A 25,088-nucleotide genomic window follows, 5' to 3' on the forward strand; every position below is an offset into this window, starting at 1 on the left:
GAGAGCGCGCCCGTGACCGAGGCCCTGATCGCCGGCGCCGTCACGCTGTACGGGCGGTCAGCAGGCTGATCGCTCCGCTGTCGAGCCGCCCCAATTGACGGATCAGCGTCCGGCGGAACAGCGGGTCGGCGGCGAGGGCGGATGGGAAGACCCGCCGAACGGTCAGCGCGGCCTCGACGCGTTCGACCGTCGTATGGGCGCCCTTCAGCGCGTGGCGCAGGGCGTCCGCCAGAGGATCTTCCAGAGGGACGGCGAGACCCCCGTCGGTGCGCCCGCCGAGCCAGCGGATCCAGGCCGCGACGGCGAAAGCCAGGGCGTCCACTTCCTGCTTCCGGTCAAGGCGCTCGGTGATCGGCGCAAGCAGCCGGGGCGGCAGCTTCAGCGAACCGTCCATGGCGATCTGGCGCGTCCGGTGGCGCAATGCCGGGTTGGCGAAGCGCGTCATCAATGCGGTCCGATAGGCCGCGATGTCGATGTCGGGGGCAGGGGATAGCGTGGTCTCGGCCTCATCCCACAGCTGTTCGACCAGGGCCCGGCCGCCCGGCGTAGCCACGACCTCGTGGACGAACTCCAGGTCCGCGAGCTCGCCGATGTAGGCGATCAGCGAGTGGGCGCCGTTGAGCAGGCGCAGCTTGGCGGTCTCCCACCGGGCCACATCGGCGCTCAGGGTGACGCCGGCCGCGGCGAAGTCAGGACGTGGCCCTGCGAACCGGTTCTCGATCACCCACTGGCTGAAAGGTTCGGTGCGGACGACCGCCTGGTCATTCAGGCCCGCCCGACGTTCGAAAGCCTTGATGTCGTCCTCGGTCGTCGCGGGCGTGATGCGGTCGACCATGGTCGATGGAAAGGCGCAGGCGGTCTCGATCCAGCCGGGAAGGGTCGGGTCGACCCCGTCGGCGGCGGCGAGGACGGCCCGTCGCAGCACCGCCCCGTTGTCGGGAAGATTGTCGCAGGACAGCGCGGTCAAGCCGCCCAGGCCCTGCGTCCGCCGCTCGGCGAGACCGGCGGCGATCAGGGCGGCGGGCGACAACGGCCCCGCGCCGTAGCCGTTCTCGGTGACCGTCAGCGAGACCAGATGGGTGTCCGGGGCGGCGAGGGCGGTGATGACGGCCTGCGGCTGTTCCGGGGCGGTCAGGGTCCGCAGGAGGCAGCCGATGATCCGGTCTCGGATCTGCCCGCCGTCATCGACGGAGACGGCGTAGAGGCCGTTCTGTGCGGCGAGCCTGCGCGCCGCGTCGGGCGATCGCATGGAGACGCCGACGACGCCCCAGCGCCCGTCGCCGGCGCGGATCAGGTCGTCATAGACGACCGCCTGATGCGCCCGATGAAAGGCGCCGAGTCCCAGATGGACGACGCCTACCTTCACGCCCCGGCGGTCGTACCCCGGCCGCTCGACGTCGGGGGACGCCTGCCTGAGGGTCGCATCCGAGAGGCGCGGGGGCGGCGTCACAGGCGGTAGGCCGCCTTCACCAGGCCGTAGGCGAGGGCGTGGGCCACCTCATGAGCCTCGTCCTCGTCCAGCCGATGCTCGACCACCAGCCGGGCCAGGAAGGCGCAGTCCATCCGGCGGGCGACGTCGTGCCTGGCCGGAATGGACAGGAAGGCCCGGGTGTCGTCGTTGAAGCCGACGGTGTTGTAGAAGCCGGCGGTCTCGGTCGTCTGCTCGCGGAAGCGGCGCATGCCCTCGGGACTGTCGTGGAACCACCATGGCGGGCCCAGCCGCAGGGCCGGATAGTGGCCGGCCAGCGGGGCCAGTTCGCGGCTGTAGCTGGTCTCGTCCAGGGTGAAGACGATGACGGTCAGCCCCGGCTCCGAGCCGAACCGGTCCAGCAGGGGCTTGAGCGCGCGGACATAGTCGATGCGGACGGGAATGTCGGCGCCCTTGTCCGGGCCGAAGGCGGCCATCAGTCCGGCGTTGTGGTTGCGATGAACCCCCGGGTGGATCTGCATCACCATGCCGTCGTTCAGCGACATCCTGGCCATCTCGAACAGGACCGCGCCACGGAACCGCTCGGCCTCCTCGGACGTGAAGACGCCGGACCGGATGCGGGCGTAGAGGGGCTCGGCCTCGGACGGCGAGAGATCGAAGGTCGCCGCCGAGGGATGGCCGTGGTCGGTTGCGGTCGCGCCATGGGCGCGGAAGACGGCCCGCCGAACCTCGTGGGCGCGCAGATAGCCGGCCCAGGTGGAGAGGTCCTGGCCGGTGATCTCACCGAAGCGGGCCAGGTTGGCGGCGAACGCCGGATGGTCGGGATCAACGACCGCGTCGGGCCGGTAGGTGGTGATCACCCGGCCGCTCCATCCGGAGGCGGCGATGGTCCGGTGGTGGGCCAGGTCGTCCAGCGGCCCCTCTGTCGTGGCGATAACCTCGATGCCGAAGCGGTCGAACAGGGCGCGCGGGCGGAAGGCCTCGGTCTTCAGGGCCGCGTCGATGGCGTCGTAGTAGAGATCGGCGGTGTCGGCCGAGAGGCGCTCGGTCAGGCCGAAGACCTCGGCGTAGACCCAGTCGTGCCAGAGGCGGGAGGGTGTGCCCCGAAACAGGGGGTAGTGTTCGGCGAAGCGGCGCCAGACCGCGCGGGGATCGGTCTCGACGGGACCGCCGTTCAGGCGCGGTATGCCCAGCGCCTCCAGCGGAACGCCCTGGCTGAACAGCATGCGCAGGACGTAGTGATCCGGCTTGATCAGCAGGTCCGCCGGGTCGGCGAACGGTTCGTTCAACGCGAACCAGGCCGGGTCGGTGTGGCCGTGCGGGCTGACGATGGGCAGGGCGCGCACGGCCTCGTACAGGCTCCGCGCGACGGCGCGGGTGGCGGGATCCGCGGGGAACAGACGGTCGGGATGCAGGCTCAGCGCGGTCATGGCCGTTCGGGCAGGGTGACGGGCTCCAGCCGGGGCGTCAGCAGGTGGATCAAGCCCAGCGCCACCAGATAGGCGACGCCGGCGAAGGTCAACAGCGGCAGGTAGCTGCCGGTCGTCTCCAGCGTCCAACCGGCGAATTTGGCGATGAACATGCCGCCGACCGCGCCGGCGAAGCCGCCCATGCCGACGACGGTGGCCACCGCCTTCCTGGGAAAGACATCGGACACCAGGGTGAACAGATTGGCCGACCAGCCCTGGTGGGCCGCTGCCGCCAGGCCGATGATCGCCACGGCGACGATCAGGTTGTCGGCGAAGATGGCGACGGTGACCGGGACGACGCACAGGGCGCTGACCAGCATGGCGGTCTTGCGCGCGCGGTTGATGCTCCAGCCCGCCTTGATCAGCGGCGAGGACAGCCAGCCGCCGCCCACCGAACCCACGTCCGCCAGCAGATAGACGATGACCAGCGCCGGACCGAAGGTGACCAGGTTCAGGCCGTAGGTCTTGGAGAAGAAGTCAGGCAGCCAGAACAGGAACAGCCACCACACCGGGTCGGTCAGGAATTTGCCCAACACATAGGCCCAGGTTTCGCGCCTGCGGATCAGGTCCGACCAGGCGACCTTGGCCGGCGGATCGGCGGGATCGCTCTCGATCAGGGCGAGCTCGGCCGCGCTGACCCGGGGGTGTTCGGCGGGCTTGCGATAGACCAGCAGCCAGATCGCCAGCCAGATCAGGCCGGACGCGCCGGTGAAGATGAACGCCGCCCGCCAGCCGAAGGTCAGAACGATCACGGGCACAAGGATGGGTGTCAGGACGGCGCCGACATTGGCCCCGGCGTTGAGGATGCCGGCGGCGAGCGCCCGCTCGCGCTTGGGAAACCACTCCGACACCGCCTTGATCGAAGCGGGGTATCCGCCGCCTTCGCCGAGGCCTAGGGCGAAGCGGGCCATGGCGAATTGGATGACCGAACTGGCCCCCGAATGGGCCATGGCGGCCACGCTCCAGACGCCGACCGCCACCGCCAGCCCCCAGCGCGTCCCGACGATGTCGAGGATGCGGCCGAAGACCAGCAGGCTCATCGCGTAGGCGGCCTGGAACCAGAAGACGATGTCGCCGTAGTCGATCTCGCTCCAGCCGAACTGGTCCTGGAGCAGGGGCTTCAGGACCCCGATGATCTGGCGGTCGACGTAGTTGATGCTGATCGCGAAGAACAACAGGGCGCAGATGATCCAGCGATAGCGGCCAATGCGGATCGGGGCGGTCGTCGGGGTCATGGCGCCCTCACCGGGGATCGAAGTCGGGCGACTGCGCCGCCAGGTGCGCGTCCCAGGCCGCGGCCGTCGGGAAGTCCAGCCCGCGATCCCAGGCCGTGCCCATGTAGTAGACGAACGGTTGGCCCGGGGTGACCCGCAGCAGGATCAGATAGTTGTCGGCGTCATCCACGAAACCGACCACCTGCGACGGGTCCGCCAGGATCGCCAGGCCCAGGCTTCCGTGACCGGGATCATCGGGCTCGCGGAAGGCCAGCAGGCCACGCGCCGCATCGCGCGTGACGACGCCCTGGCCCTGCGGATTGCGTCGCTTGCTGATGCCGATGGCGACGGTCAGCGGCTCGGCGTTGTCCGACCCGATCGTCGAGGTCATGCGGGTGAAGCTGGACCCCAGCGGCAGTTCGAACCGGCGCGTCTCCCAGACCCGGCGGTCCACGTCGACCGGCCAGGGCGCGTAGTCGACGCTGAAGCGCGCCGTGTCGCCGCCCGTCTCCTGAATCTCGTAGGTGCGGAAGTTGCGCGAGGTCCACAGCTTGTTGTCGTACCAGATCCCCAGTCCGCCCGCCCCGCGGCTGCGCCCCACGTCGTAGAAGTCCAGGCCCTCGCCCTGATCGGTGTGATAGCGGCCGGACGCCAGCAGGCGGTCCATGAAGGGATGGCGGACCCGCTTGGCCCAGACATCGACGCCCGAGCCGGACGGCGGTTCCTGGGCCTGCAGGGCCGGACCGTAGATGCGGTAGGCGACGCGGTCGTTCTCCCACATCAGGTCGTCGAAACGCTCCGGAACGAAGCGAACCACGGCGGCCGGACGCTGCGCCGGATCGTCCTGCGCCGGCGACGGCGCCCCGCTCGCCGCGGCGAGCGCGGAACCGACAACGATGCTCATGAGAAGCCTCACCAATTGAACATCGTCCCGTCCTCGAGCCGGTTCACCGGCAGATAGGCGCGACGATAGGGATGTCGGGCGGCCAGGTCTTCGTCCAGATCGACGCCCAGGCCCGGCTCGTCGCCGGGGTGCAGCATGCCGTCCTCGAAGCCGTAGGCGTGCGGGAAGACCGCATCGGTCTCGGGCGTGTGGCGCATGTATTCCTGGATGCCGAAATTCGGCACCGACAGGCCGAAATGCAGCGCCGCCGCCATGGACACGGGCGACAGATCGGTCGCGCCGTGACAGCCGGTCCGGACGTGGTGCAGTTCGGCCAGCGCCGCGATCCGGCGCAGATGCGTCAGGCCGCCGGCGTGGACGACCGTGGCCCGGATGAAGTCGATCAGGCCTTCCTCGATCAGGGTCTTGCAGTCCCAGACGGAGGAAAAGACCTCACCGACGGCCAAGGGCGTCGTGGTGTGCTGACGAACGGTGCGGAAGCCGGCCTGGTTGTCGGCGACGACGGCGTCCTCGAGCCAGAACGGCCGCCAGGGCTCCAGGTCGCGGCCCAACCGCCCGGCCTCGATCGGCGTCAGGCGGTGGTGCACGTCGTGCAGCAGTTCCACATCCCAGCCCAGGGCTTCGCGGGCGGCGGCGAACAGCTCGGGCGCCATACGCAGGTACTTGGCCGTCGACCAGCGGTTCTCGGTCGGCAGGGCGCCGTCCGCCGGCTCGTAGAACATCTTGTCCCGCCCGACGCCGTAGGTGCTGGACAGGCCCGGCACGCCGGACTGCAGACGGATCGCCTTGTAGCCCAGCGCCCGGTAGCGCAGGGCCTCCTGGACCGTCTCTTCGATGTCGACGCCGTTGGCGTGGCCGTAGACCGTGACGCCGTCACGGCTGGCGCCGCCCAGGAGCTGGTAGAGCGGGAGGCCCGCGATCTTGGCCTTGATGTCCCACAACGCCACGTCCACGGCGGCGATCGCAGTCATGCCGACCGCGCCGTTGCGCCAATAGGCGCCCCGGTACAGGTACTGCCACATGTCCTCGATGCGATGGGCGTCCTTGCCGATCAGCAGGGGCGCGAGGTGTTCCTCAAGATAGGCGGCGACCGCCAGTTCCCGGCCGTTCAGCGTCGCGTCGCCCAGACCGTATACGCCGTCGGCGGTGGTGATCTTCAGGGTGACGAAGTTGCGGCCCGGGCAGGTCACGACCACGCGAACGTCGGTGATCGGCGCGAAGGCGCGCGCGGCGCGGGCGGACCGGGGCGAAGGCAGGCTGTCGTTCATGCTTGGAACCCGGTTGGCGATGTGGACTGGCCTGACGAGGACGCGTGGCCTACATTCAAGGTGGTATGACCACTTCCACCGCCGAAACCCGAAAACTGTATCAGCAGGTCGCCAGCGCGGTGGCGGCGGATATCGCCTCGGGCGCCTATGCGCCGGGCGCGCGCCTGCCGTCGGAACGCGATCTGGCCGAGCAGTACGGCGTCAGCCGCCCCACGGTGCGCGAAGCCATGATCGCGCTGGAGATCCGCGGCCTGGTGGACGCCCGTCCGGGCTCGGGCATCTATGTCACCGCCACGCCGGGCTCGCAGGGACCCGCGCCGGAGCTGGACATCGGCGCGTTCGAGCTGACCGAGGCGCGGCGCCTGTTCGAGGGCGAGTCCTGCGCCCTGGCCGCCAGCGCCATCACCGACGACGAACTGGCTGAGCTGGAGGACATTCTCGGCCAGATGGCGGTCGAGAACGAATTCGCCGCCTCCATCGGCGAGCAGGCCGACCGCCGGTTCCATGTCGCGATCGCCCAGGCCACGCGCAACGCCGCGATCGTCATGGTGGTCGAGAACCTGTGGGACCTGCGCTACCGCTCGCCGCTCTGCGCCGAGATGCTGGACCGGGCCCGGCAGGTCGGCGTGCGTCCGCTGATCGAGGACCACCGCGAGATCCTGACCTGCCTCAAGGCCCGCGATCCTCGCGGCGCGCGTGAAGCCATGCGGGCGCACCTCAGCCGGGTGATCGAGGACCTGCTGACGGCCACCGAGATCGATATCATGGAGCGCAGCCGCTCGGACGTTCAGAAACGCCGCCAGGAGGTGGCGCGCCGCACCGCGATCTGACGGGTCACGGCGCATAGGGCGGGATCCTGACGTTCAGGTCCATGTCGAGGTGGGCTGGGGCCGTCGCGGCGGCGCGGACGCTGAAGGCGGGGTCGCTCCACCCCCAGGCGGAACGCAGCATCACCTCATAGACGCCGCCGGTCTCCGTCTTGTCCAGTTCGGGCCAGGGCCATTCAGCCTCGCGTCCCGCATAGGCGCCGAGGTAGTCCGCCGCCGCGCGCAGGGAACGGCCGTCGTCGGTCCGGTAGGTCCACAGATCGACATCGACGCACCGCCCCAGGTCCGCCAGATCGTAGGCGGCGACCAGGGTCCAGGCCGTGTAGTGCAGCGACCGCGTACGGGCCAGTTCGAGGGGCAGCCTGCCGTCCGGCTCGATCTGCTTGGCCAGGCGATCGGGGCCGGCCCTCTGCGTGACGGTGCGGGCGACGTCGTCCATCCCGGCGAACAGGGCGAACTGGCTGATCAGCACATCGTAGTAGACGCCGTGGTTGTTGGCGGCGGCCCGCTCGGCCCGGCCGATCGGGCTGGTCGCCATCCAGCGGACCAGTTCGGCGAACCAGTCCTGCAGCGCGATCTGTTCGGCGTCGCTCAGCGCCCCGGAGGGGCCGATCAACCCGACGGACTCGATGATCCGGACGAAGCGGTAGGCGTCGATCACGCCCTCGGCTCGGCCCGACACCCGACCGGGCACCGCCTGCCCGTGGTTGAGGTTCGGGTTCATCCGCGTCTCGGGCGCCAGGAACCATATGCGGACCATCTCGGCCGCCTTGGCCGCATAGCGCGCGTCGCCCGTGTACCAGTGGGCCAGGGCCAGGGCCTGGATGTCCTGGCTCATGTTCTCGAGATCGGACAGGTCGAAGGCGTTGGTCTCGCGCTCGGCGTTCATCTCGCCGTCGCGCCGGATGTAGGGCAGGCCGTCCGGCTTGGTCGGGTCGGGCCACCAGTAGGGACCCATGCTCATATAGTCGTGCTTGTCGCCGCTGGCGGGGGTGCGGACCTTGTCGACGACGGTATAGGGGCCGTGCGTCAGGGCGGCGTTGGCGCGGGCGACCACCGCGTCATAGGCGGGCTTCACCGCCGGGTCGCCGGCGTCGACCCGGGCCTTCAGCGTCGTCAGCCAGTCGGGCCGCCACAGAAATGTGCGGCGGCCGCCGAAGGCCTCGGCGTAGCCGTCCGATCCTTGGCAGACCGGCGTGGCGGAGGCCGGATCGGGTGAGGCCTGCGCCACTGCGCCTGACGAAAGGCCTGTCGCGATGGCCGCGGCCAGGGAAAGGACGAGAACAGGTTTCATGGGAACATCCAGCCCTCCGCCGCGACCTGGGCCGCCGCGGAGGGCGTCAGGTTTAGTAGCGGAAGCGGACACCGAAATAGTACTGCGGGTTGCTCTCGCTGACTTCGGTGATCGCGTCCTCGCCGGGCTTGTACATGATGTCCCGCTCGTTGGTGACGTTGAGCGCCTGCAGCTTGAGCTGGACGTGCTCGTTGACGTCGTACTGGGCCGAGAGGTTCAGGATGCCCGAGTCGCGGACGCCCCGATTGGTGCTGCTGTTGGGCTTGGCGTAGTCCGAGCGGTAGCGGTAGGAGGCGCGCAGCGACAGGCCGGCGCCTTCCCAGAACACCGAGCCGTTGAAGTTGTGCCGCGACAGGCCCCGCAGGCCGGCCGGATCAACATAGGGGCCGACCGTCGACGGATCGGGGAATTCGAAGTCGGCGTCGGCGTAGTTGTAGCCTCCGCTGACCCCGAGCCCCGACCACAGGCCCGGAAGCTGGCTGAAGACGGTGCTGCCGGTGATCTCGAAGCCCGACAGATGCCGGGTCTCGGTATCGTTGGCCGGAGCCACGGCGTTGAACTGGGTCTCGACGCCATTGGCGATGATCGAGGTCGTGAACGGCTGAACCGCGTCGAAGGCCGCGTTCTTGATCCACTTGTAGTAGACCGCGACCGAGAAGGCGGTGTCCTGGTTGAGGTAGAATTCCAGCGAGGAATCGAGGTTCCAGCTGTCCATCGGCAGCAGGTTGGGGTTGCCGGTGGTCGAGTTGGCCAACACCCCCTGGACGGTGGTGGCGGTGGTGTCGGCGATCGGATTGATGCCGACATTGAAGTCCTCGATGCCCGCGCGCGAGATGGCCCGTGACGCGCCGAAGCGCAGGCGGGTGGTCTCGTTCAGATCCAGATTCAGGTTCAGGCTGGGCAGCCAGTAGTCGTACTCGCCTTCGGCCTGGATCTCGCTCAGGGTCCCCGGGACGACGGCGATGGTCGCCGCGGAGCCGCCGACGGACGGGACGACCGTGACCTCGGAGCGATAGCCGGTCGAGTCGATCTGGGTCTTGACGTAGCGCACCCCGGCGTTGCCGCTGATCGGGATATTCCCCCAGTCGCCGGCGAAGGTGGTCATCAGATAGACGGCGCTGATGGTCTCGGTGACATTGATGTCCTCCGGCCCGCGCGAGTCCGCCATCAGCGGATTGCTGTCCCGCCCGGTATAGGTCCGGAACAGGCAGTCGTTGTCGAACGTCGCCCAGCGTCGGATGTTGGTCGTCGACTGGCTCATGAAGTCCGTCGACGGGAAGGGAACCCGACAGTTGGCGTTCGCCTGGGCCACCAGCTGGGCGGCGGTCAGGCCGTCCCGGGCGATCGGGATGGTGACATCTCCGTTGTTGCTCAGGTCCGTTTCGCGGGTGTGCTCGGAATGACGAACACCGGCGTTGAGGGTGCGGAAGAAGCCCGTGTCGGACAGATCATAGACGCCGTCGAAGCGGGCGGCGGCGATCTGGTCGCGACGGTCGGTGGCCAGGCGGTAGCGGGCGTAGTTGGTGTTCGCCGCGGGCGCGGTGGTCAGGAAGGCCGACGGGTCTGTGATGTCGAAGCCGACGAAATCGACGGTCGGCACGACGTCGTCCGTGCCGTCCAGCGTGTAAACCACCCGGCGCGGCGAGCGCATGTTGGTGGCCTTCTGAAGCTCGGTGCGGTGCGACTCCGAATAGGACACGTCGCCCGAGATCTTGAGCCGGTCGCCATTCCAGGTCCCTGACAGGCCGCCGCCGAAATACTCTTCCTCGCGCAGCCGCTGCTCAAGCTGGATCTCGAGGTTGGAGTTGCCGGTGTAGCGCATCAGCGCGCCGTCGCTGAAGTCATTGCCCTGGCCGCCGATGATGAGCGGCTGGATGCCGCGCAAGCCTTCGGTGATCGCCAGCTGGTTCCGGTCTTCCAGGCTGGAGCGGTTCGAGTACTGGGTGTCCAGCACCAGGTCGAGGCGATCATTCGGCCGCCACTGCAGGGCGCCGATGATCCCGTCGCGGATCTCGCTGGTCGAGATCTGGCGGAAGGTGCGCGAACTGGTGGCGAAGTAGAGCGGCGACTGTGTCGTGCCGGCCTGCTGGGCGGCGCTCAGCGTCGGGCGTATGGCGCAGTTGAAGCTGGTCCCCGCGGCGGTCTGGACCGCCGCCGTGCCGGTGATCACGCCCGGATTGTTGGCCGAGGTGTTGCACGGCACGAAGGCGGAGTTGGTGGTGTAGTAGTCCTCGGGCGCGGCCTGATCCTGATGCTGGTAGCCGATGCTCAGGCCGAAGTCGCCCAGGGGCGTGTCGCGCCAGCGGTTGGTCCAGGACAGGTTGGCCCGGTACCCCAGGCCGTCGCGGCCCACGATGGCGTTGTCCTTCTCCTGGAAGGCGCCGCGATACTCGAACTGCAGGCGGGGGCGGGCCTCAAGGGGGCGGATCGAGCGCAGATCGATGACGCCGGCGATGCCGCCTTCCGCGAAGTCGGCCTGCTGGCTCTTGTAGACCAGGACGCCGTTGACCAGTTCCGACGGGAACTGCTGGAACGCCACCGAGCGGTCGGGACCGGCGGTGGACACTTCGCGTCCGTTGAAGGTTGAGAAGCTGAGCGTCGGCCCCAGGCCACGCACGGACAGTTCGTTCGCATTGCCCTTGAAGCGGTCGGCGGTGACGCCCGTCACGCGCTCCAGCGTATCGCCCACCGAATTGTCGGGCAGGGAGCCGATCTCGTCGTTGACGATCGCGTCGACGATGACCGCCGAGTCTCGCTTGACCGCGATGGAGCTTCTCTGGGTGGCGCGCATGCCGGTGACGACGACTTCGTCGATGACGGTCTCGGTCTGCGGCGCCGGAGCCGGAGCCTGAACGGTCTGGGCCATGACGATGCCGGGCGTGCCGAGCGTGATGGCGGCCGACGCGAGCAGCACCGCGCGTCGTGCGGAATTGGGCCTGTACAGCATGGTGATGGTTCCCCCGTCCTGAGCTGTGTTTCCATGTGCCCGTTTGTCGGGCAACGTATCTGTCAAACAGGCTAGACCGAAAATGACACCGGTGGCAACATTGGTCTGACCAAAAAGTTAAGGCGGGTATGACCGCATGATCCGGGGAGGGTGAAATGTGGATTCGACTGGCGGCGGTGGCCGTGGCCGCCGCATTGGCGACAGGATGCGCGGCCCATGCCGGACATGCGACGGGGGGCGCGCGTCCGGTGATCGCTGACCAGGCGGTGTTGGAGCGGGCGCGGATCGTCGCGGACTGGCAGTTGGGACGGATGGAGGACTTCTCCTATGTCGCCACGTTTCGTGAGCAGGCCGCCGACCCCGTGGACTGGATACAGGCGGCCCTTCTCGTCGGCCTGACCGATTTCGCCGACGCCACCGGGGATCCCCGCTATGCCGCCGCGATCGAAACGCGCGGGCGCAAGGCGGGCTGGGGCTTCGGGTCTCGCCCCCGCCATGCCGACGCCGACGCGGTCGGCCAGGCCTGGATCTGGGCGGCCGGGAGGGTATCCGGGGCCGAACGCGTCGCCCGGCTGGCTCCCGTCCGCGCTCGCTTCGACGCGGTGCTGGCGGCGCCGTCGGATGTCTCGATGATCTTTGACGAAGGCCGCGGCGAGCGGCCGTGCCAGGTCCGCTGGTGCTGGAGCGACGCCCTGTTCATGGCCCCGCCGGCCTGGGCCGAACTGTCCGCGCTGACCGGTGATCCGCGCTATCTGGCCCACGCCGACACGGAGTTCCGGGCCACGGTCGATGCGCTCTACGATCGCGACGAGCACCTGTTCTATCGCGACAGCCGCTTCATCGGCCGAGCGGGGCCGCAGGGGCGCAAGGTGTTCTGGAGCCGGGGCAACGGCTGGTCCTACGCCGGGGTGGTGCGGGTGCTTGAGGTGCTGCCGGCCGACCATCCTCAGCGAGAGATGTATCTGGGCCTGTACCGCGACATGTCGGCGACGCTGATCGGACTGCAGGGCGCCGAAGGATACTGGCCGGTCTCGCTGCTCGATCCGGGCGGTCCGCCGGAAACCAGCGGCACGGGCTTCTTCGTCTACGGCCTGGCCTGGGGGGTGAACGAGGGCCTTCTCGATCCCGCGGTCTACGCCCCCGCCGTCGCCCGCGGCTGGGCCGCCCTGGATCGCGCCGTTCAGCCCGACGGTCGCCTGGGGTGGGTGCAGCAGGTGGGCTATGCGCCGGACCGGGTGACGGCGACCGACACCCAGCTTTTCGGCGTCGGCGCCTATCTCCTGGCCGCCGTTCAGGTGGCGCGTCGCGAAAATTGGTAAGGCCAGTTGACGGTGCGGCCTTACCGGAATAGCCTCCTTGCAACCGTCTCCTCCTTTAATGTGGACGGCCTACTTTCCGGGAGCGGCCTCGCGCCGCTCCCGTTTTCGTTCGGGGGAACCGTCATGCCTCGTCGTCTCCTGGCCGGCCTGGCCGCAAGCGTGGTCCTGACCCTGGTCTCGCCGGCCGCCGCGGACCCGCGCGGCCCGATCTACGAACAGGCCCCGCCGATGGACCGGACGGTCCGGACGCGCATCGTTCCCCAGGTCGAGGCGCTTCTGGAAGATCTGCTGGCCGAGGGGCGGAGCTACCGCCTGGACGGGGTCGAGGTGTTCCAGGCCCAGGACAAATTCCTGCCCGGCAAGATCGCCATCGCCATGGCCCACGTCCTCGTCGAGACGCCGCGCGACGACCCTCGATTCAGCGAGTACCTCGCCGGCTTCCGCCGGCTGGCGGACCTCACGCTTGAGGACCCCAACGACAGCTGGGGGATCTATTATTATGTCTCCGCGCTCCATCGGCTGCGGGAGGCCGGGCTGCTGGAGCAGGCGGTGGCTCCGGCGACCCTGGCGCGGCTCCGCGAGCGGCTGGACTGGCGCGCCTTCGTGCGCGAGCCCGACCTGACCCTGATCGACCTGCCGAACAACTATTACGGCGTCGCCTTCAGCATCGCGCGGCTGCGCTTCCTGCTGGGCTGGGAGAGCGCCGAGGCCAGCGAGGCGTTGCTGGTCCGGACGCTGGAGCACTATCGGACCTACTCAGGCGAATATGGCTTCGCGGACGAGACGGACGGGCAGGGGCGGTTCGACCGCTACAGCGTGCTGCTGATCGGCGAAATCGCCCAGCGGTTCATCGAGACCGGGGTGGAGCCGCCCCCCGAGGTCAGGGCCTGGCTGCGTGGCTCGGTCGATGTCCTGCTGCCCCGGTTGAACCTGCGGGGAGAAGGGTTCGAGTACGGCCGCAGCATCGGCGTCTACGGCGAGACCGCCTTCCTGGAGGTTCTGACGGCCGCCGCCGCGCTGGACCTGCTGACGGATGAGGAAGAGGCCATGGCCTACGCCTTCTCGGCCAGGGTCGCGGCCCGCTATGCCGACTTCTGGCTCGATCCCGGGACCGGCTCGGTCAATCTGTGGGACCACGGGCGCAAGACGGACGCCTATCGCGGCAAGCACCGGATCCTGGGCGAGAACCTGAGCCTGGGCCATCAGCTGATCTATACGAACGCGATCTGGAACCGGCTGGGTTGGTCGGAACGCGAGCCATCGCCCGCCTTCGGAGCATGGCTCGAGACGCTGCCTCGTTCGACGACGACCTGGTTCGCACGCGGCGCGTTCGACCGGCTGCTGGTCACCTACCGTGACGGCGACCGGGTGATCGGCCTGCCGCTGATCAACGGCGGCCCGACCCAGCATATGAACACGCCCTATTTCCCGGCGCCCTTCTCACCGGGCGTGCTGGCGGGGGCGGCGGACGAGACCTATCCCTATCTGACCCCGCGCCTGACGCTGGCCGACGGTTCGGTGCTGATGCCGCTGGCCTGGTTCAGGGACGTGAAGGTGGAGGTCGACGGCGACCGCACCGTCGTCACCTGGCGCCAGGACTTCATGGATCGCATGGGCGGACCCGCGCCCGAACGCGACGCCCGCGCGGCGATCGAGACGCGGGTCGAGCTGGCCCCCGGCGCCGTGTCCCGTTCGGACGTCATCCGGTTGGCGGGCGGGGAGGAGGGGGCCCGGATCGCGCTCCAGTTCCCGTCGTTCTCGCGTGGAGCCGAGCCCGCCGGCGATGGTTTCGACTTCCGTGAGGGCGAGGTCGCGCGGTTCGAGCCGAAGGGTCTGGATTGCGCCATGGCTGAACCGGATCCGCGCGTTCACCGCTCGCCGGTCGGGGCGTTCAACTCGGTCGTGGCCTGCGAGACGGCGGTGGGACGCGAGGCCGCCGTCGGCTGGCGGATCGAATTCCGTCCCTGACCGATCGGCCTTGGCCGAAAGGCCTTCAGCTTATTGATTGCACTGCAGAAGGCCGGTGGCGGAGAGGGTGGGATTCGAACCCACGGTACCCGTAAAGGCACGCCGCATTTCGAGTGCGGTACATTCGACCACTCTGCCACCTCTCCGCGGGGCCGAAACGCTTTGGTCGAGCGAGCGGCTTCTCTAATCGGGGAGCCCCTGCGCCGCAAGCAGGGAAATGACGAAAATCGTCAGCGTAGGGCCGGAAGGGGAAGGCCGAGGGCCTCGCCGGTGGACTGGTCGCCGTCGGCGACGCGGAAAAGCTCGGCCGGGCGGCCGCCCGTGGCCGCCGACAGGCGACCGGTGGCCTCGACCAGACCGGTGCGCTCGACGCCCCGGCGGAAGTTCTGCTTGTGCAGGGACAGGCCCGCCACGGCTTCGGCGGCGGCCTGCAGGCCGGACAGGGTGAAGGTCTCGGGCATGAGATCGAACAGCACCGGACGGTATTTCAGCTTGCTGCGCAGGCGGCCCAGCCCGGTGGCCAGAATCCGGCGGTGGTCCGAGACCATGGGGCGGCCTGGCGCGACGGCGGGCGCGGGCTTGTCGAGGTCACGCGCCGCCTCGGCGACCAGACCGGCCTCGTAGAGCAGTTCATAGCGTTCCAGCACCCGGCCCTCGTTCCAGCGCTGGCCGGGAGCGGCGGCGAACAGGGCGTCGATGCGGGCGGCGCGGCGGCTGTCGTCGGCGGCCCAGTCACGCAGGCCTTCAATCAGGGACGCCTGGCACGAGGCGGCGCCGTCGCGGCGGTCCTCCCAGGGGAAGAAGTCCAGCACGGGGGTCCAGTGGGCCTCGGCCGCCGGGGCGTCGGCGGCGTCGGCGGTCAGGGCCAGATAGCCGACCGAGACCTCGCGATGGCGGTCGGGACCGGGGGTGGCGCGGGGGCTGGCCCGGCCGAGATCGCCGAAGGTGTAGAGCTGCTCGACGAAGCCGAGCCGAAATCCGGTCTGCGCCGTCACGAAGGCGCGCAGGGCCAGTTCGAAGGTGCGGTCGCGGGCTGGATCGAAGGGGCCGAAGGGCAGGGCGGCCGAACCGTCGTCGCCGGTCGTGGTCAGGACGCAGGCCTTGCCGTCCCTGAGCGCGATGACCACGGCCGACAGGCCGATGCGAACCCCCTGTTCGGCCATGGCTATTCGGTGTGCCAGGCGTCGGGGGCGGAGATCAGGCCCACGGCCTCGGCCAGCACCCGGTACCGCTCCAGATAGCGCTGCTGGGCCACCGGGGCGGGCAGGGGCTCGATGACCAGGTCATAGCCGGCCGGCGGGGCGCCGAAGATGGTCAGGGACTCGGGCTTGTTGAAGCCGGCCAACTGGGTCGCCTCGAAATAGGCGCAGGCGCGGTCGGCCTTCTTGATCAGGGTCTTGATCGCCACCGGGTTCTTGGGCGGCAGGCCGAAGCGGACATGGATGGCGCTTTCCAGCCGGGCCTCGAAGGCCTTGTAGTTCACGCCCAGGGCCGCCTTGAAGGGCGAGATCATGTCGCCGATCACATATTCGGAGGCGTCATGCAGCAGGGCCGCCAGGCGCCATTTGGGCTCCAGCCCCGGCTTGATGTGGGCGGCGATCTCCTCGACGACGCAGGAGTGCTGGGCGACCGAGAAGGCGTGCTCGCCGATGGTCTGGCCGTTCCAGCGGGCCACCCGGGCCAGGCCGTGGGCGATGTCCTCGATCTCGATGTCGAAGGGCGACGGGTCCAGCAGGTCGAGGCGGCGGCCCGACAGCATGCGCTGCCAGGCGCGGGGCGCTTTGGACGAAGGTCGAGGTGCGGAAGCCAAGGCGTGATCCAGTTCGATTGGCTGGACGTGGTGACCCATAGAGCCCGCGTGATCAAGGCCGGAGCGAAATCGGCGCCCCGGATTTCGGTCAGGGGTCTATTCCCCGGCGTTGAGCGCCACCAAGTCCTTGGCGTCCTCGAACACCCGGCCGCGGTTGCGATCGCGGGACCGGACGGTGGCCACGACCAGCGGGCCGCCGACGGGGCCGCGCGCTTCGTAGCCGACCAGACGCCAGCCCGCGGCGGAGGGCCGGTTGTCGGTCAGGATCCAGCTGGCGCGGGTGGCGTCGCCCGCGGCCATGGCGCGGACCTCGGCGCTGTCGTCCTGGGCGCGGATGCTGACGCTGTCCCCGTTGTCGCCGCCTTTGACATCGACCGTGCCCGAGTCGTCGTTGGCGTCGATGTGGATGCCGCCGATGCGGACGGAGGCCTGATCGCCCTTGGTCTCGATGTGCATGCCCGGCAGGCGGATGTCGGCGTCGTCGCCATCCACGTTCACGTTGGCGGAGGCGGCGTCGGAGCGGGCCTGTGCGCGGGCGATCTCGGCCTGGGCGCGCGCGGCGTCAGCCTGGCCCCGAGCCGCGTCGGCCTGGGCGCGGGCGGCGTCGGCCTGGGCGCCGGCCCGCAGTCCGGCCACGGCCTGGGGCATGTCGGACGACAGGCGTTCCTCGAAGGTCTTGAGCACCTGCGGCGGGGTGCGGTCGCCGAGCGCAACCAGTTGCAGCGTCACTTCAGCGCCCTTGGGTCCGACGTAGGTGCAGACGGTTCCCTCGTTGGACGCGGACCCCTTGCGGGTCAGCGAACCCATCGTCTGCGGGCATTGCAGGGTCTCCACGACCTTCAGTACGCCCTTGGCGTCATTGTCCTGGGTGGTGGTCGACGAGATGTGCACCGAGCGCTCGCCGTCGCAGGCGGCGGTCAGCGCGGCAAGGGCGCAGACGGTGGGTAGAAGGAAGGGGCGGAGCGGCATGATCCTGATCCTCAAGTCACTGACATCCTGCGCGTCGCGGGGGCTGAATCCAGTGAAATCGCGGTAACCGGCGTGACGAAACCTGTCCGCCGGTGTGGCGGATCGCCCGCAAGGGCGTGATGCGGCCTCGCATCCCTTGAGCTGATCATTGTGTCCCCCCGGACCCATCGCCGATCAGACTGCCTCTATTTGCGCGCCGCGTCACCCTTGTCGTCAGGCGCCGGGACGACCGCCCTCGCGGCGGTTCAGGAAGGCCAGGCGTTCGAACAGGTGCACGTCCTGCTCGTTCTTCAGCAGGGCGCCGTGCAGCGGCGGGATCAGCTTGTTGGGCGTCTTCTCGCGCAGGGTCTCGGCGTCGATGTCCTCGACCAGCAGCAGCTTGAGCCAGTCCAGCAGTTCGGAGGTGGACGGCTTCTTCTTCAGGCCCGGCGTGTCGCGGATCTCGTAGAAGGTCTTGAGCGCCTCGGACACCAGCCGGCCCTTGATGCCGGGGAAGTGGACCTCGACGATGTCCTTCATCGTCTCGGCGTCGGGGAAGCGGATGTAGTGGAAGAAGCAGCGGCGCAGGAAGGCGTCCGGCAACTCCTTCTCGTTGTTGGAGGTGATGACCACGACCGGGCGGATTTCGGCGCGGATCGTCTCGTCGATTTCCTGGACGTAGAACTCCATCCGGTCGAGTTCCTGGAGCAGGTCGTTGGGGAACTCGATGTCGGCCTTGTCGATCTCGTCGATCAGCAGGACGGGGCGGACGGGGGAGGTGAAGGCCTCCCACAACTTGCCCTTCTTCAGATAGTTGCGGACGTCGTGGACGCGTTCCTCGCCCAGCTGGCTGTCCCGCAGGCGGCTGACGGCGTCGTATTCGTACAGGCCGTTGTGGGCCTTGGTCGTGGACTTGATGTGCCAGGTGATCAGAGGCGCGTTCAGGGCGCGGGCCATCTCATAGGCCAGCACGGTCTTGCCGGTGCCCGGTTCGCCCTTGATCAGCAGGGGACGCTCCAGGGCGACGGCGGCGTTGACCGCGATCTTGAGGTCGTCGGTCGCGATATAGTTCGACGTGCCTTCAAACCGGGACATGGCGGCTCCTGCGTAGCGTTTGAAAACGCCTAGCGAAGGCCGGGCGGGTAAACAACGATCATGTGTTGGGTTCCGGCCTGGGCGGCGTGTTTCAAAGTCGGCCGGAACGTCAAATACGATATCCGCGGCGAGGCGCCGGGGGCCCTAGTTTAACCCGGTCCGGCGCGGACGCGGATCGACAAGGTGTTGTCGAGCGCGATCAATGGATTAGTCGCGAAAGATTCGCGGCGGCTAGCCGCCCCTGCGGATCAGCTCATCGGCTAGGTCGGCGGTCAGATAGCCGTCGGCGAGGCGGTTGTTGGCGATCTGCCAGCGGCGCAGGGCGGCGCGGGTGTTGGCGCCGACGACGCCGTCGACGCCCTGGGTGTCGAAGCCCAGCGCCGTCAGGGCCCGCTGGGCGCCGATCCGCTGCTCACGCGACAGGGGCGCGTCGGTCGGCCAGGTCTTCACCAGCCCCGGCTTGCCCTGGATGCCGTCGGCGGTGAGGCCGATGGCGAGGGCATAGCTGACCGAGTTGTTGTAGCGGCGGATGACATAGTGGTTGGGCAGGGCCAGGAAGGCCGGGCCGCGCGCGCCCTGCGGCAGCAGGATGGCCGCCTCTTCCAGCGCCTCCGCCTCATTGGGCTGACCGCCGCCGGACAAGGTGACGCCCTTGGCCGCCCATTGCCGCCAGCTGTGGCGCGGACCCTCGGCCTCGGCATAGTCGAAGCCGGCGGGCAGGGTGACCTCATAGCCCCAGGTCTGGCCGCGCTTCCAGCCGCCCTGGGCCAGCAGGTTGGCGGCCGAGGCCAGGGCGTCGGCGTCGTCGCCCCAGATGTCGACGATGCCGTCCTGATCCTGATCGACGCCGAGGCTGAGGTAGTTGTCCGGCATGAACTGGGTCTGGCCCATGGCTCCGGCCCAGCTGCCCTTGAGGCCCGCGCGGGCGCGCCTGCCGTCGACGACGATGTCGAGCGCGTTCTTCAGCTGGCCCTCGGCCCAGTCGCGGCGGCGGCCGTCATAGGCCAGGGTCGCCAGCGAACGGATGACGTCATAGTCGCCCTGCACCTGACCGAAGGCGGACTCCTGGGCCCAGATGCCGACGAGGATCTCGGACGGGACGCCGAAGCGCTGGACCACGGCCCACGGCACCCGGTCGGTGCGCTGGCGCGCCTGGGCGATGCGGGTGGCGGTGACGGCGTTCTGGACATAGGCGCCGGCGGGGCGGCTGAACTCGGGCTGGTTGCGGTCCAGGCGGATCACGGACGGATCGGGCGTCAGGCCGGCCAGTTCGCGCTCGTACTGGGCGCGGCGCACGCCGCCGTGGCGGGCGAGGAAGCCCTGCTTCCAGCCGTCGAACCCGGCCTGATCGACGACGGGCGTCGGCGCGGGCGTCGAGGGCTGGGCGGGGGCGGGGGAGGGCCGTTCCGGAGCCGGCGCGGGCGTCGGCAGGACGGTCGGCGGTTCCGGCAGCATGGGGGCGCAGGCGGCGACGGTTCCGAGCAGGAGAAGGCGAAGGCTGATACGCATGATGGTGAGTCTAGTGTCCCCTCGGGCGGCGGCCTCATAACAAGTGCGCGAGTCGCCATTCTCGCCATAAAGCGCCCGGATGGCGAAAGCGTTGCCGTGTGGTTCGCCCGGCGGCGTCATTAACCCTCTTTCTTTTTGGAATGGTGAGCGTGTCGGGGGTAGGGAGAACGCTGTCCTCTGATACGGCCTGGTGGCGGAGGGGCTACGCGGCGGAGGTGCAACTCCGCAGACCCTCCGTTCAACTCGGAGGCCAGGCCTCCAGGGCTTCGCCCTGGTTTCTTTGAAGGGCGCTATCGCTCGCCGCGCGGCGGCTCGCTGCTTGAGCGCGAAGTTCACAATAAGCCCCACCCTGGATTGGCGTCTCCTTGACGTCTCCTCCCCGTTGCGGAGCAATGGGGAGGAGACGCCGTGCTCCATATCCCCGTTGACGATCCGGCGAGTCCTCTCTATACGCACCGCTCCGCCGCAGGTCCGCCCGCGGCTTTTCTGTTTTGATTTGCCTAGGACGACGACCATGAAGGTCCGTAGCTCGCTCAAGTCGCTGAAGACCCGCCACCGCGACTGCAAGGTCGTGCGCCGCAAGGGCAAGGTCTATGTGATCAACAAGACCGACCCGCGCTTCAAAGCCAAGCAAGGCTGAGCGCGCCCGCGCCTTTGCGGCGCGGTCGGGTATGAACAGGGCTGCGGATCTTGTCCGCAGCCTTTTTCGCGTCTGGTGTTGAGCCGGGCGAAACGACGTGGTTAGCGTCCAGACCAACATCGTCCCCGCCGCCCTTGGGCGAGGCGAGGCCAGTTCCCTTCTTCCGGAGTTCCCCCCATGGCCGATGACGCCGCCTTCGATTCGTCGCCCGACGTCCTGACCGCCACGGCCCAGGGCCGCCTGCGCTCCATCATCGAGCGCCTGGAGCGCCTCGAAGAGGACAAGCAGGCCGTCATGACCGACATGAAGGAGGTCTTCGCCGAGGCCAAGGGCGAGGGCTACGACGTCAAGGTGCTGCGCAAGGTCATCCGCATCCGCAAGCAGGACAAGGCCAAGCGTCAGGAAGAGGAAGCGATCCTCGACCTGTACCTGTCGGCCCTGGGCGAAATCTGAGCCTGAAGCGGACAGGGTTCGGCGGCGGCAAGGGCGGTTCGAAGAAACCGCCCGCCAGCCCGTTCGAGGCCGAACGAAAGGCCGCCCAGCGCGCGGCCCTCAACGCATTGAAGCGCGCCCGCCGCTCGGCAGAGAAGGCGGGCGTTTCGCTGTCCGAATGGGAGGGCGAGTTCCTGGACTCGGTCTCGGAGCGGGTGAAGACCCACGGCCGCGCGTTCGGCGACCCCGAACTGGGCGCGCCGGGGCAGGCCCTGTCGTCCATGCAGGGCCGCAAGCTCAAGGAAATCACCGCCAAGGCCAACGGCGAGGAACCGAAGCGGCGATGGGGGCGGAAGGCTCCGCCCCCCAAGGCCGAGGACTAGAACAGGATCTTGCGCAGGGTCAGGCTGACCACCCGGCCCTGCGGGTCGAGGTAGTCGGGCTGGTAGTTGGTCGGCACGTCACCGGACGCCACGGAGGCCTCCGGGCGGGTGTCGAACAGGTTCTGGATGCCGAACTGGATCCGCGTCCCCTTCAGGATCGGGTATTTCGCGACCCAGCCGGCGCGCTGGTTCAGATCCATGAAGACGTTCAGGTTGACCGTGGTCTGGTCGGCGAAATTCAGGTCCGGACCCGTGCCGCCGTCGACACGGGTGCCCTCGCGCCAGTTGGCGAACATGAAGCCGCCGAAGCCGTTGCGGAACACGCCGGTGACCAGCTGCAGCTCGTTGCGCGGGCTGCCGCCGCGGGACGAGGTGGCGCCGCCGTCCAGCAAGTCGATGACCGGCAGGCCGTCGGCGATGGTGATCTCATCCTGCAGGCGGATGGTGTGGTACAGCGAGATGTTGAAGCGGCCCTGGCCGGGCTGCATCGGCGGGCCGCCGCGACCGCCGCCGCCGCCGCCCATGCGCACCTGCATCCCGCCACCACCACCGCCGCCGCCACCGCCGGGGCCTTCCATGCGGATCTGCATGCCGCCGCCGCCGGGCGGACGCATGCCGCCGGGCATGCCGGGCAGGGGCGACTGGTTCGCGGCGACCGGGTTCGGCGTCCCGAAGGCGCGCGAATAGTTGATGCCGGTGCGGATGTCCTGACGCTCGTATTTGGAGAAGTTCAGCGGGCGGGAATCGATCGCCGTCAGCACGCCGTTGACGCGGGTGAAGCGGCCCGGCAGGGCGGCCTCGAGGTCCGGGGTGATGGTCGGGAAGGCGGCGAGATAGTCGTCGGTCCGGCTCACGGTCCAGGTCGTCTGGAACGAGAGGTCCTGGCTGGTCATCGGCCGCCAGGTGCCGCCGACGCGGATGACCTTGCGGTTGTCGGCGTCCAGGTTCGGATTGCCGCCGGTGGTCTGGGTGACCAGCACGGTCCGGTTGGTGGCGAAGTCGAACACCGGGACGTTGGGCGTGGAGACGGCCGGATCGTTCAGCTGGCTGATGCTGGGCGCGCCCTGCTCGTCGGCATAGCTGACGAGGAAGCTCAGCGGCGCGATCGGCGACCAGTTCACGCCGATGTTGTAGCTGGGCAGGCCGCCGAAGTCGGACAGCTCCTCATAGCCGACGGTGGCGTTGACCGAGAGGTCGCCGAGGAAGGGGAGAACCTCCTGACGGCGGCTGGCGATCGGGAAGTTGAAGGTGCCCTGGCCGTTGACGCGGTCGCGCGACTGGGAGCGGTCGGTGGTCACCAGCAGGCCGGCGTTGTCCGCCCGGGTGCTGGTCGAATCCAGCGAACGGGTGTCGGCGCCGAATTTGAAGGTCGAGGAGATGCTGCCGGCGGGCAGGTCATAGATGTCGCCGTTCAGCACGACCTCGGCGCTGAGCAGCTGCGAGACCGAGTTGGCGGTGTCGTTGGGTATGCGGGTGAAATCGGTCGGGGTCAGCGCGGCGAACGGATTGGCCGTGGGGTCGTTGGCGTTCAGGCGGTTCTGGAACCACGCGGCGCCATAGCCCCGGCCGGTGATGGTGTCGGTTTCGGTGCGCTCGTAGTTGCCGGTCAGGGTCCAGCGCCAGTCCTCGCCGAGGAAGCCATCGACGACCACGCCCAGCTTGGCGTTCAGCGAATCCGTCTCGCGGCGCAGGGAGGCCGCGTCGTCGAGATAGCGGAAGACCTGCACGGGGCCCGCGAACGGCGAGTAGTTGTTGCTGTCCGGGAGGCTCAGGCTGACGCCCGGCAGGCCGTTGAAGCTGCGGCTGGAGTTGTCGTCGATGCTGCCGCTGACGGTGGCCTGGGTGGTGCTGTTGAGGTCGCGCTTCATCGTGCCGCGAACGGTGGTGCGTTCGCTTTCCGACAGCAGGGTGCGATAGGCGCCCAGGTCGCCGGTGCGCGCGCCGCCGCCGGCGGCGGCGATGAAGTCCGCGAGGGTCGGGGTGGTGGTCGAACCCGGAACCGGCGTGATCGCGCCCAGCGCCGGATCGATCACGGCGCAGGTGGCCGGGTTGGCCGTCAGACAGCCGGGCGAATAGCCGGGGCTGGTGACGTTGCCGATCAGGTCATAGGGCGTGGAGCCCGCCTGGCGGGTGATGTCCCGCTCGGATTCGAACAGCGGGGTGGAGCGTTCGTATTCGGCGTCCATCGACCAGCGGTTCGAGCCGCTGATGCGCAGGACATTGCCCTCGATCTCGGTCGTAGTGCGGCCGCCCTGGGTCGGGCCCCGGCCGGTCAGCTCGCCGGTGATGGAGTTGAAATTGGCCTTGAGGACGAAGTTCACCACCCGCTGCTCGGCGCGATAGCCGAACTGCAGGGCGACCTGTTCGGGCAGGATCTCCGTGCGCTCGATGGCCTCGGTCGGGATGCCCTGGATTTCCTGGAAGCCCGAGATGCGACGGCCGTTGACCAGGAACACCGGCTGCAGGTCGGTGCGGCCGCTGGAGCTGCGGGTCAGCGGCTCCAGATAGGTCATCAGTTCGGCGATGTTCGAGGCGCCGTAGGCCTGGATCTGTTCGGCCGAAAGGGTGACGTCGGCGGGGATGTCGGTGTCGACGCTGCCGCGCGGGCGCGCGCCGACGACCGAGACGGTGCCCAGGTCGAAGGCGTCGTCGTCGACGGCTGTGGCCGCCGGGGCCGAGGTGCTGGTGGCCGGGGTCTGGGGCTGCTGCGGCGGCTGTTGCGGCGGGATCGGCGCGGTCTGGATCACGCCGGACATCAGGCCGGTCAGCGCGGTGGTCACAAGCAGCATTCGGGGGGCCTCGGGGGGAGATGGAACTGAGCAGCAAACGTTCCGTACCCGTGTTTCCGTCGCATTTCAGCGTTGAAACCATTGGCTGCGGCCCGCGTGCGCACGCGACCTCCCGTCTTTGACGGGGCCGGCGGACCGGGCCAGTGAACTTTCTGTCAGACTGCAAGACCGCACATCGGGTGTGGCCATTATGCCCGGTGCGAACGCGGCGAATCTTCAGGCCGCTTCGGTCGATTCCCGGAGCGGACCGGACGCGAACAGCGTGCGACCGACCTCGCGAGCGGTCTCCAGATGCGCGCGCGAATCCCCGACCTCCGCATCGAACAGGAGCCGCGAGGTCGAGACGACGGCGCCGCAGTAGTCGAACACGCCGTGGTCGATCTGGGTCTTCATGGCGTCCAGGTATCCGTGCCGGCTGTAGACGGGCTGATCCGCGCCGGCGACGGCGACGAGATGGACATGCAGATGGCGGAGTTTCTTGACCAGGCCGACGCCGCCCGGCCCGTCCTCGAAGGCCCAGCCGTTCGAGAAGACGCGATCGATCCAGCCCTTCAGCAGGGCCGGCATGGACCACCAGAAGACGGGATAGACCAGGACCAGGGCGTCGGCGCGTTCGATGCGCGCCTGTTCGGCGGCGACGTCGGCCGGCGCGGGACCCGTGCGATGGTGGACGGCGCGATCCGCGAGGGTGAACCGAGGGTCGAAGCCTTCCTTCGCCAGATCGGCGATCTCGAACGTGTGGCCCGAGCGCATGACCGCCTCACCCAGAGCCGCGGCGAGGCCCTGGGTGAGCGACGAGGGATCGGGATGGGCGACGACCACGAGCGCGTGCATCTTGAACTC

At 68.9% G+C, this 25,088-nt stretch carries 20 protein-coding genes and 1 tRNA gene; 6 read left to right on the forward strand and 15 right to left on the reverse strand.

Annotated features, from left to right (window positions below):
* Window positions 1-40: 40 nt before the first annotated feature.
* The 5 genes from AC1RRF_RS02755 to manD form a co-directional block, all read right to left on the reverse strand.
* Window positions 41-1,366: a mannitol dehydrogenase family protein gene (locus AC1RRF_RS02755; protein WP_492832596.1), complete on the reverse strand. Its 1,326-nt coding sequence runs from the start codon at window positions 1,364-1,366 to the stop codon at window positions 41-43.
* Window positions 1,367-1,446: 80 nt separating this feature from the next.
* Entirely contained in the window at window positions 1,447-2,859 is a 1,413-nt protein-coding gene (uxaC, locus tag AC1RRF_RS02760; protein WP_492832598.1) for a glucuronate isomerase, read from the reverse strand.
* Window positions 2,856-4,133 carry an MFS transporter gene (locus AC1RRF_RS02765; protein WP_492832599.1) on the reverse strand — a complete coding sequence of 426 codons (1,278 nt, stop codon included), beginning with the start codon at window positions 4,131-4,133 and terminating at the stop codon, window positions 2,856-2,858. The genes uxaC and AC1RRF_RS02765 overlap by 4 nt, the downstream gene beginning before the upstream one ends.
* 7 nt (window positions 4,134-4,140) lie before the next feature.
* The gene (locus AC1RRF_RS02770) at window positions 4,141-5,016 is read right to left on the reverse strand and encodes a DUF4861 family protein (protein WP_492832601.1); all 876 of its coding nucleotides are present in this window, start codon (window positions 5,014-5,016) and stop codon (window positions 4,141-4,143) included.
* 8 nt (window positions 5,017-5,024) lie between these two features.
* The gene (gene manD / locus AC1RRF_RS02775) at window positions 5,025-6,284 is read right to left on the reverse strand and encodes a D-mannonate dehydratase ManD (protein WP_492832603.1); all 1,260 of its coding nucleotides are present in this window, start codon (window positions 6,282-6,284) and stop codon (window positions 5,025-5,027) included.
* A gap of 65 nt (window positions 6,285-6,349) precedes the next feature.
* Between manD and AC1RRF_RS02780 the strand changes: the two genes are divergently transcribed.
* Window positions 6,350-7,114, forward strand: a complete 765-nt coding sequence (locus AC1RRF_RS02780; protein ID WP_492832605.1) for a FadR/GntR family transcriptional regulator — start codon at window positions 6,350-6,352, stop codon at window positions 7,112-7,114.
* A gap of 4 nt (window positions 7,115-7,118) precedes the next feature.
* Here AC1RRF_RS02780 and AC1RRF_RS02785 read toward each other — a convergent pair whose 3' ends face one another.
* Window positions 7,119-8,405 carry an alginate lyase family protein gene (locus AC1RRF_RS02785; protein WP_492832607.1) on the reverse strand — a complete coding sequence of 429 codons (1,287 nt, stop codon included), beginning with the start codon at window positions 8,403-8,405 and terminating at the stop codon, window positions 7,119-7,121.
* 52 nt (window positions 8,406-8,457) lie between these two features.
* Entirely contained in the window at window positions 8,458-11,352 is a 2,895-nt protein-coding gene (locus AC1RRF_RS02790; protein WP_492832609.1) for a TonB-dependent receptor, read from the reverse strand.
* 155 nt (window positions 11,353-11,507) lie between these two features.
* Between AC1RRF_RS02790 and AC1RRF_RS02795 the strand changes: the two genes are divergently transcribed.
* Together AC1RRF_RS02795 and AC1RRF_RS02800 are read left to right on the forward strand one after the other, a co-directional pair.
* The gene (locus AC1RRF_RS02795; protein ID WP_492832611.1) at window positions 11,508-12,671 is read left to right on the forward strand and encodes a glycoside hydrolase family 88/105 protein; all 1,164 of its coding nucleotides are present in this window, start codon (window positions 11,508-11,510) and stop codon (window positions 12,669-12,671) included.
* Window positions 12,672-12,794: 123 nt separating this feature from the next.
* Window positions 12,795-14,639 (forward strand): hypothetical protein, encoded by a 1,845-nt coding sequence (locus AC1RRF_RS02800; RefSeq protein WP_492832613.1) that lies wholly within the window; start codon window positions 12,795-12,797, stop codon window positions 14,637-14,639.
* Between the two features lie 56 nt (window positions 14,640-14,695).
* On the opposite strand, the gene AC1RRF_RS02805 is transcribed toward AC1RRF_RS02800, so the two are convergent.
* The 6 genes from AC1RRF_RS02805 to AC1RRF_RS02830 all read right to left on the reverse strand — a co-directional run bounded on the left by AC1RRF_RS02805 (window position 14,696) and on the right by AC1RRF_RS02830 (window position 20,001).
* A tRNA-Ser gene (locus AC1RRF_RS02805) sits at window positions 14,696-14,785 on the reverse strand.
* Window positions 14,786-14,869: 84 nt separating this feature from the next.
* The gene (locus tag AC1RRF_RS02810; RefSeq protein ID WP_492832615.1) at window positions 14,870-15,802 is read right to left on the reverse strand and encodes an NUDIX hydrolase; all 933 of its coding nucleotides are present in this window, start codon (window positions 15,800-15,802) and stop codon (window positions 14,870-14,872) included.
* A 2-nt stretch (window positions 15,803-15,804) separates the two neighbouring features.
* Entirely contained in the window at window positions 15,805-16,398 is a 594-nt protein-coding gene (locus tag AC1RRF_RS02815; protein WP_492834131.1) for a YfbR-like 5'-deoxynucleotidase, read from the reverse strand.
* A 147-nt stretch (window positions 16,399-16,545) separates the two neighbouring features.
* On the reverse strand, window positions 16,546-17,418 hold the full coding sequence (locus AC1RRF_RS02820; protein WP_492832617.1) for a methyltransferase type 11: 873 nt from the start codon (window positions 17,416-17,418) through the stop codon (window positions 16,546-16,548).
* A 213-nt stretch (window positions 17,419-17,631) separates the two neighbouring features.
* Window positions 17,632-18,492, reverse strand: a complete 861-nt coding sequence (locus tag AC1RRF_RS02825) for an AAA family ATPase (RefSeq protein WP_492832619.1) — start codon at window positions 18,490-18,492, stop codon at window positions 17,632-17,634.
* A gap of 231 nt (window positions 18,493-18,723) precedes the next feature.
* Window positions 18,724-20,001: a lytic murein transglycosylase gene (locus AC1RRF_RS02830; protein ID WP_492832621.1), complete on the reverse strand. Its 1,278-nt coding sequence runs from the start codon at window positions 19,999-20,001 to the stop codon at window positions 18,724-18,726.
* A gap of 514 nt (window positions 20,002-20,515) precedes the next feature.
* Here AC1RRF_RS02830 and ykgO point away from each other — a divergent pair.
* The 3 genes from ykgO (at window position 20,516) to AC1RRF_RS02845 (ending at window position 21,456) form a co-directional block, all read left to right on the forward strand.
* Window positions 20,516-20,641, forward strand: a complete 126-nt coding sequence (ykgO, locus tag AC1RRF_RS02835) for a type B 50S ribosomal protein L36 (protein ID WP_045655953.1) — start codon at window positions 20,516-20,518, stop codon at window positions 20,639-20,641.
* A gap of 177 nt (window positions 20,642-20,818) precedes the next feature.
* Window positions 20,819-21,094, forward strand: a complete 276-nt coding sequence (gapR, locus tag AC1RRF_RS02840) for a nucleoid-associated protein GapR (RefSeq protein WP_291839000.1) — start codon at window positions 20,819-20,821, stop codon at window positions 21,092-21,094.
* Between the two features lie 2 nt (window positions 21,095-21,096).
* A complete protein-coding gene (locus tag AC1RRF_RS02845; protein ID WP_492834132.1) occupies window positions 21,097-21,456 on the forward strand; it encodes a hypothetical protein in 360 nt (119 codons plus the stop codon).
* On the opposite strand, the gene AC1RRF_RS02850 is transcribed toward AC1RRF_RS02845, so the two are convergent.
* Together AC1RRF_RS02850 and AC1RRF_RS02855 are read right to left on the reverse strand one after the other, a co-directional pair.
* Window positions 21,453-24,245: a TonB-dependent receptor gene (locus tag AC1RRF_RS02850; RefSeq protein ID WP_492832624.1), complete on the reverse strand. Its 2,793-nt coding sequence runs from the start codon at window positions 24,243-24,245 to the stop codon at window positions 21,453-21,455. The two genes, AC1RRF_RS02845 and AC1RRF_RS02850, sit on opposite strands and share 4 nt — an antisense overlap.
* A gap of 216 nt (window positions 24,246-24,461) precedes the next feature.
* Window positions 24,462-25,079, reverse strand: coding sequence for an NAD(P)H-dependent oxidoreductase (locus AC1RRF_RS02855; RefSeq protein ID WP_492832626.1), 618 nt, complete (start codon window positions 25,077-25,079; stop codon window positions 24,462-24,464).
* Window positions 25,080-25,088 lie beyond the last annotated feature (9 nt).

The sequence above is a fragment of the Brevundimonas sp. GW821-FHT12C05 genome, assembly GCF_058807475.1.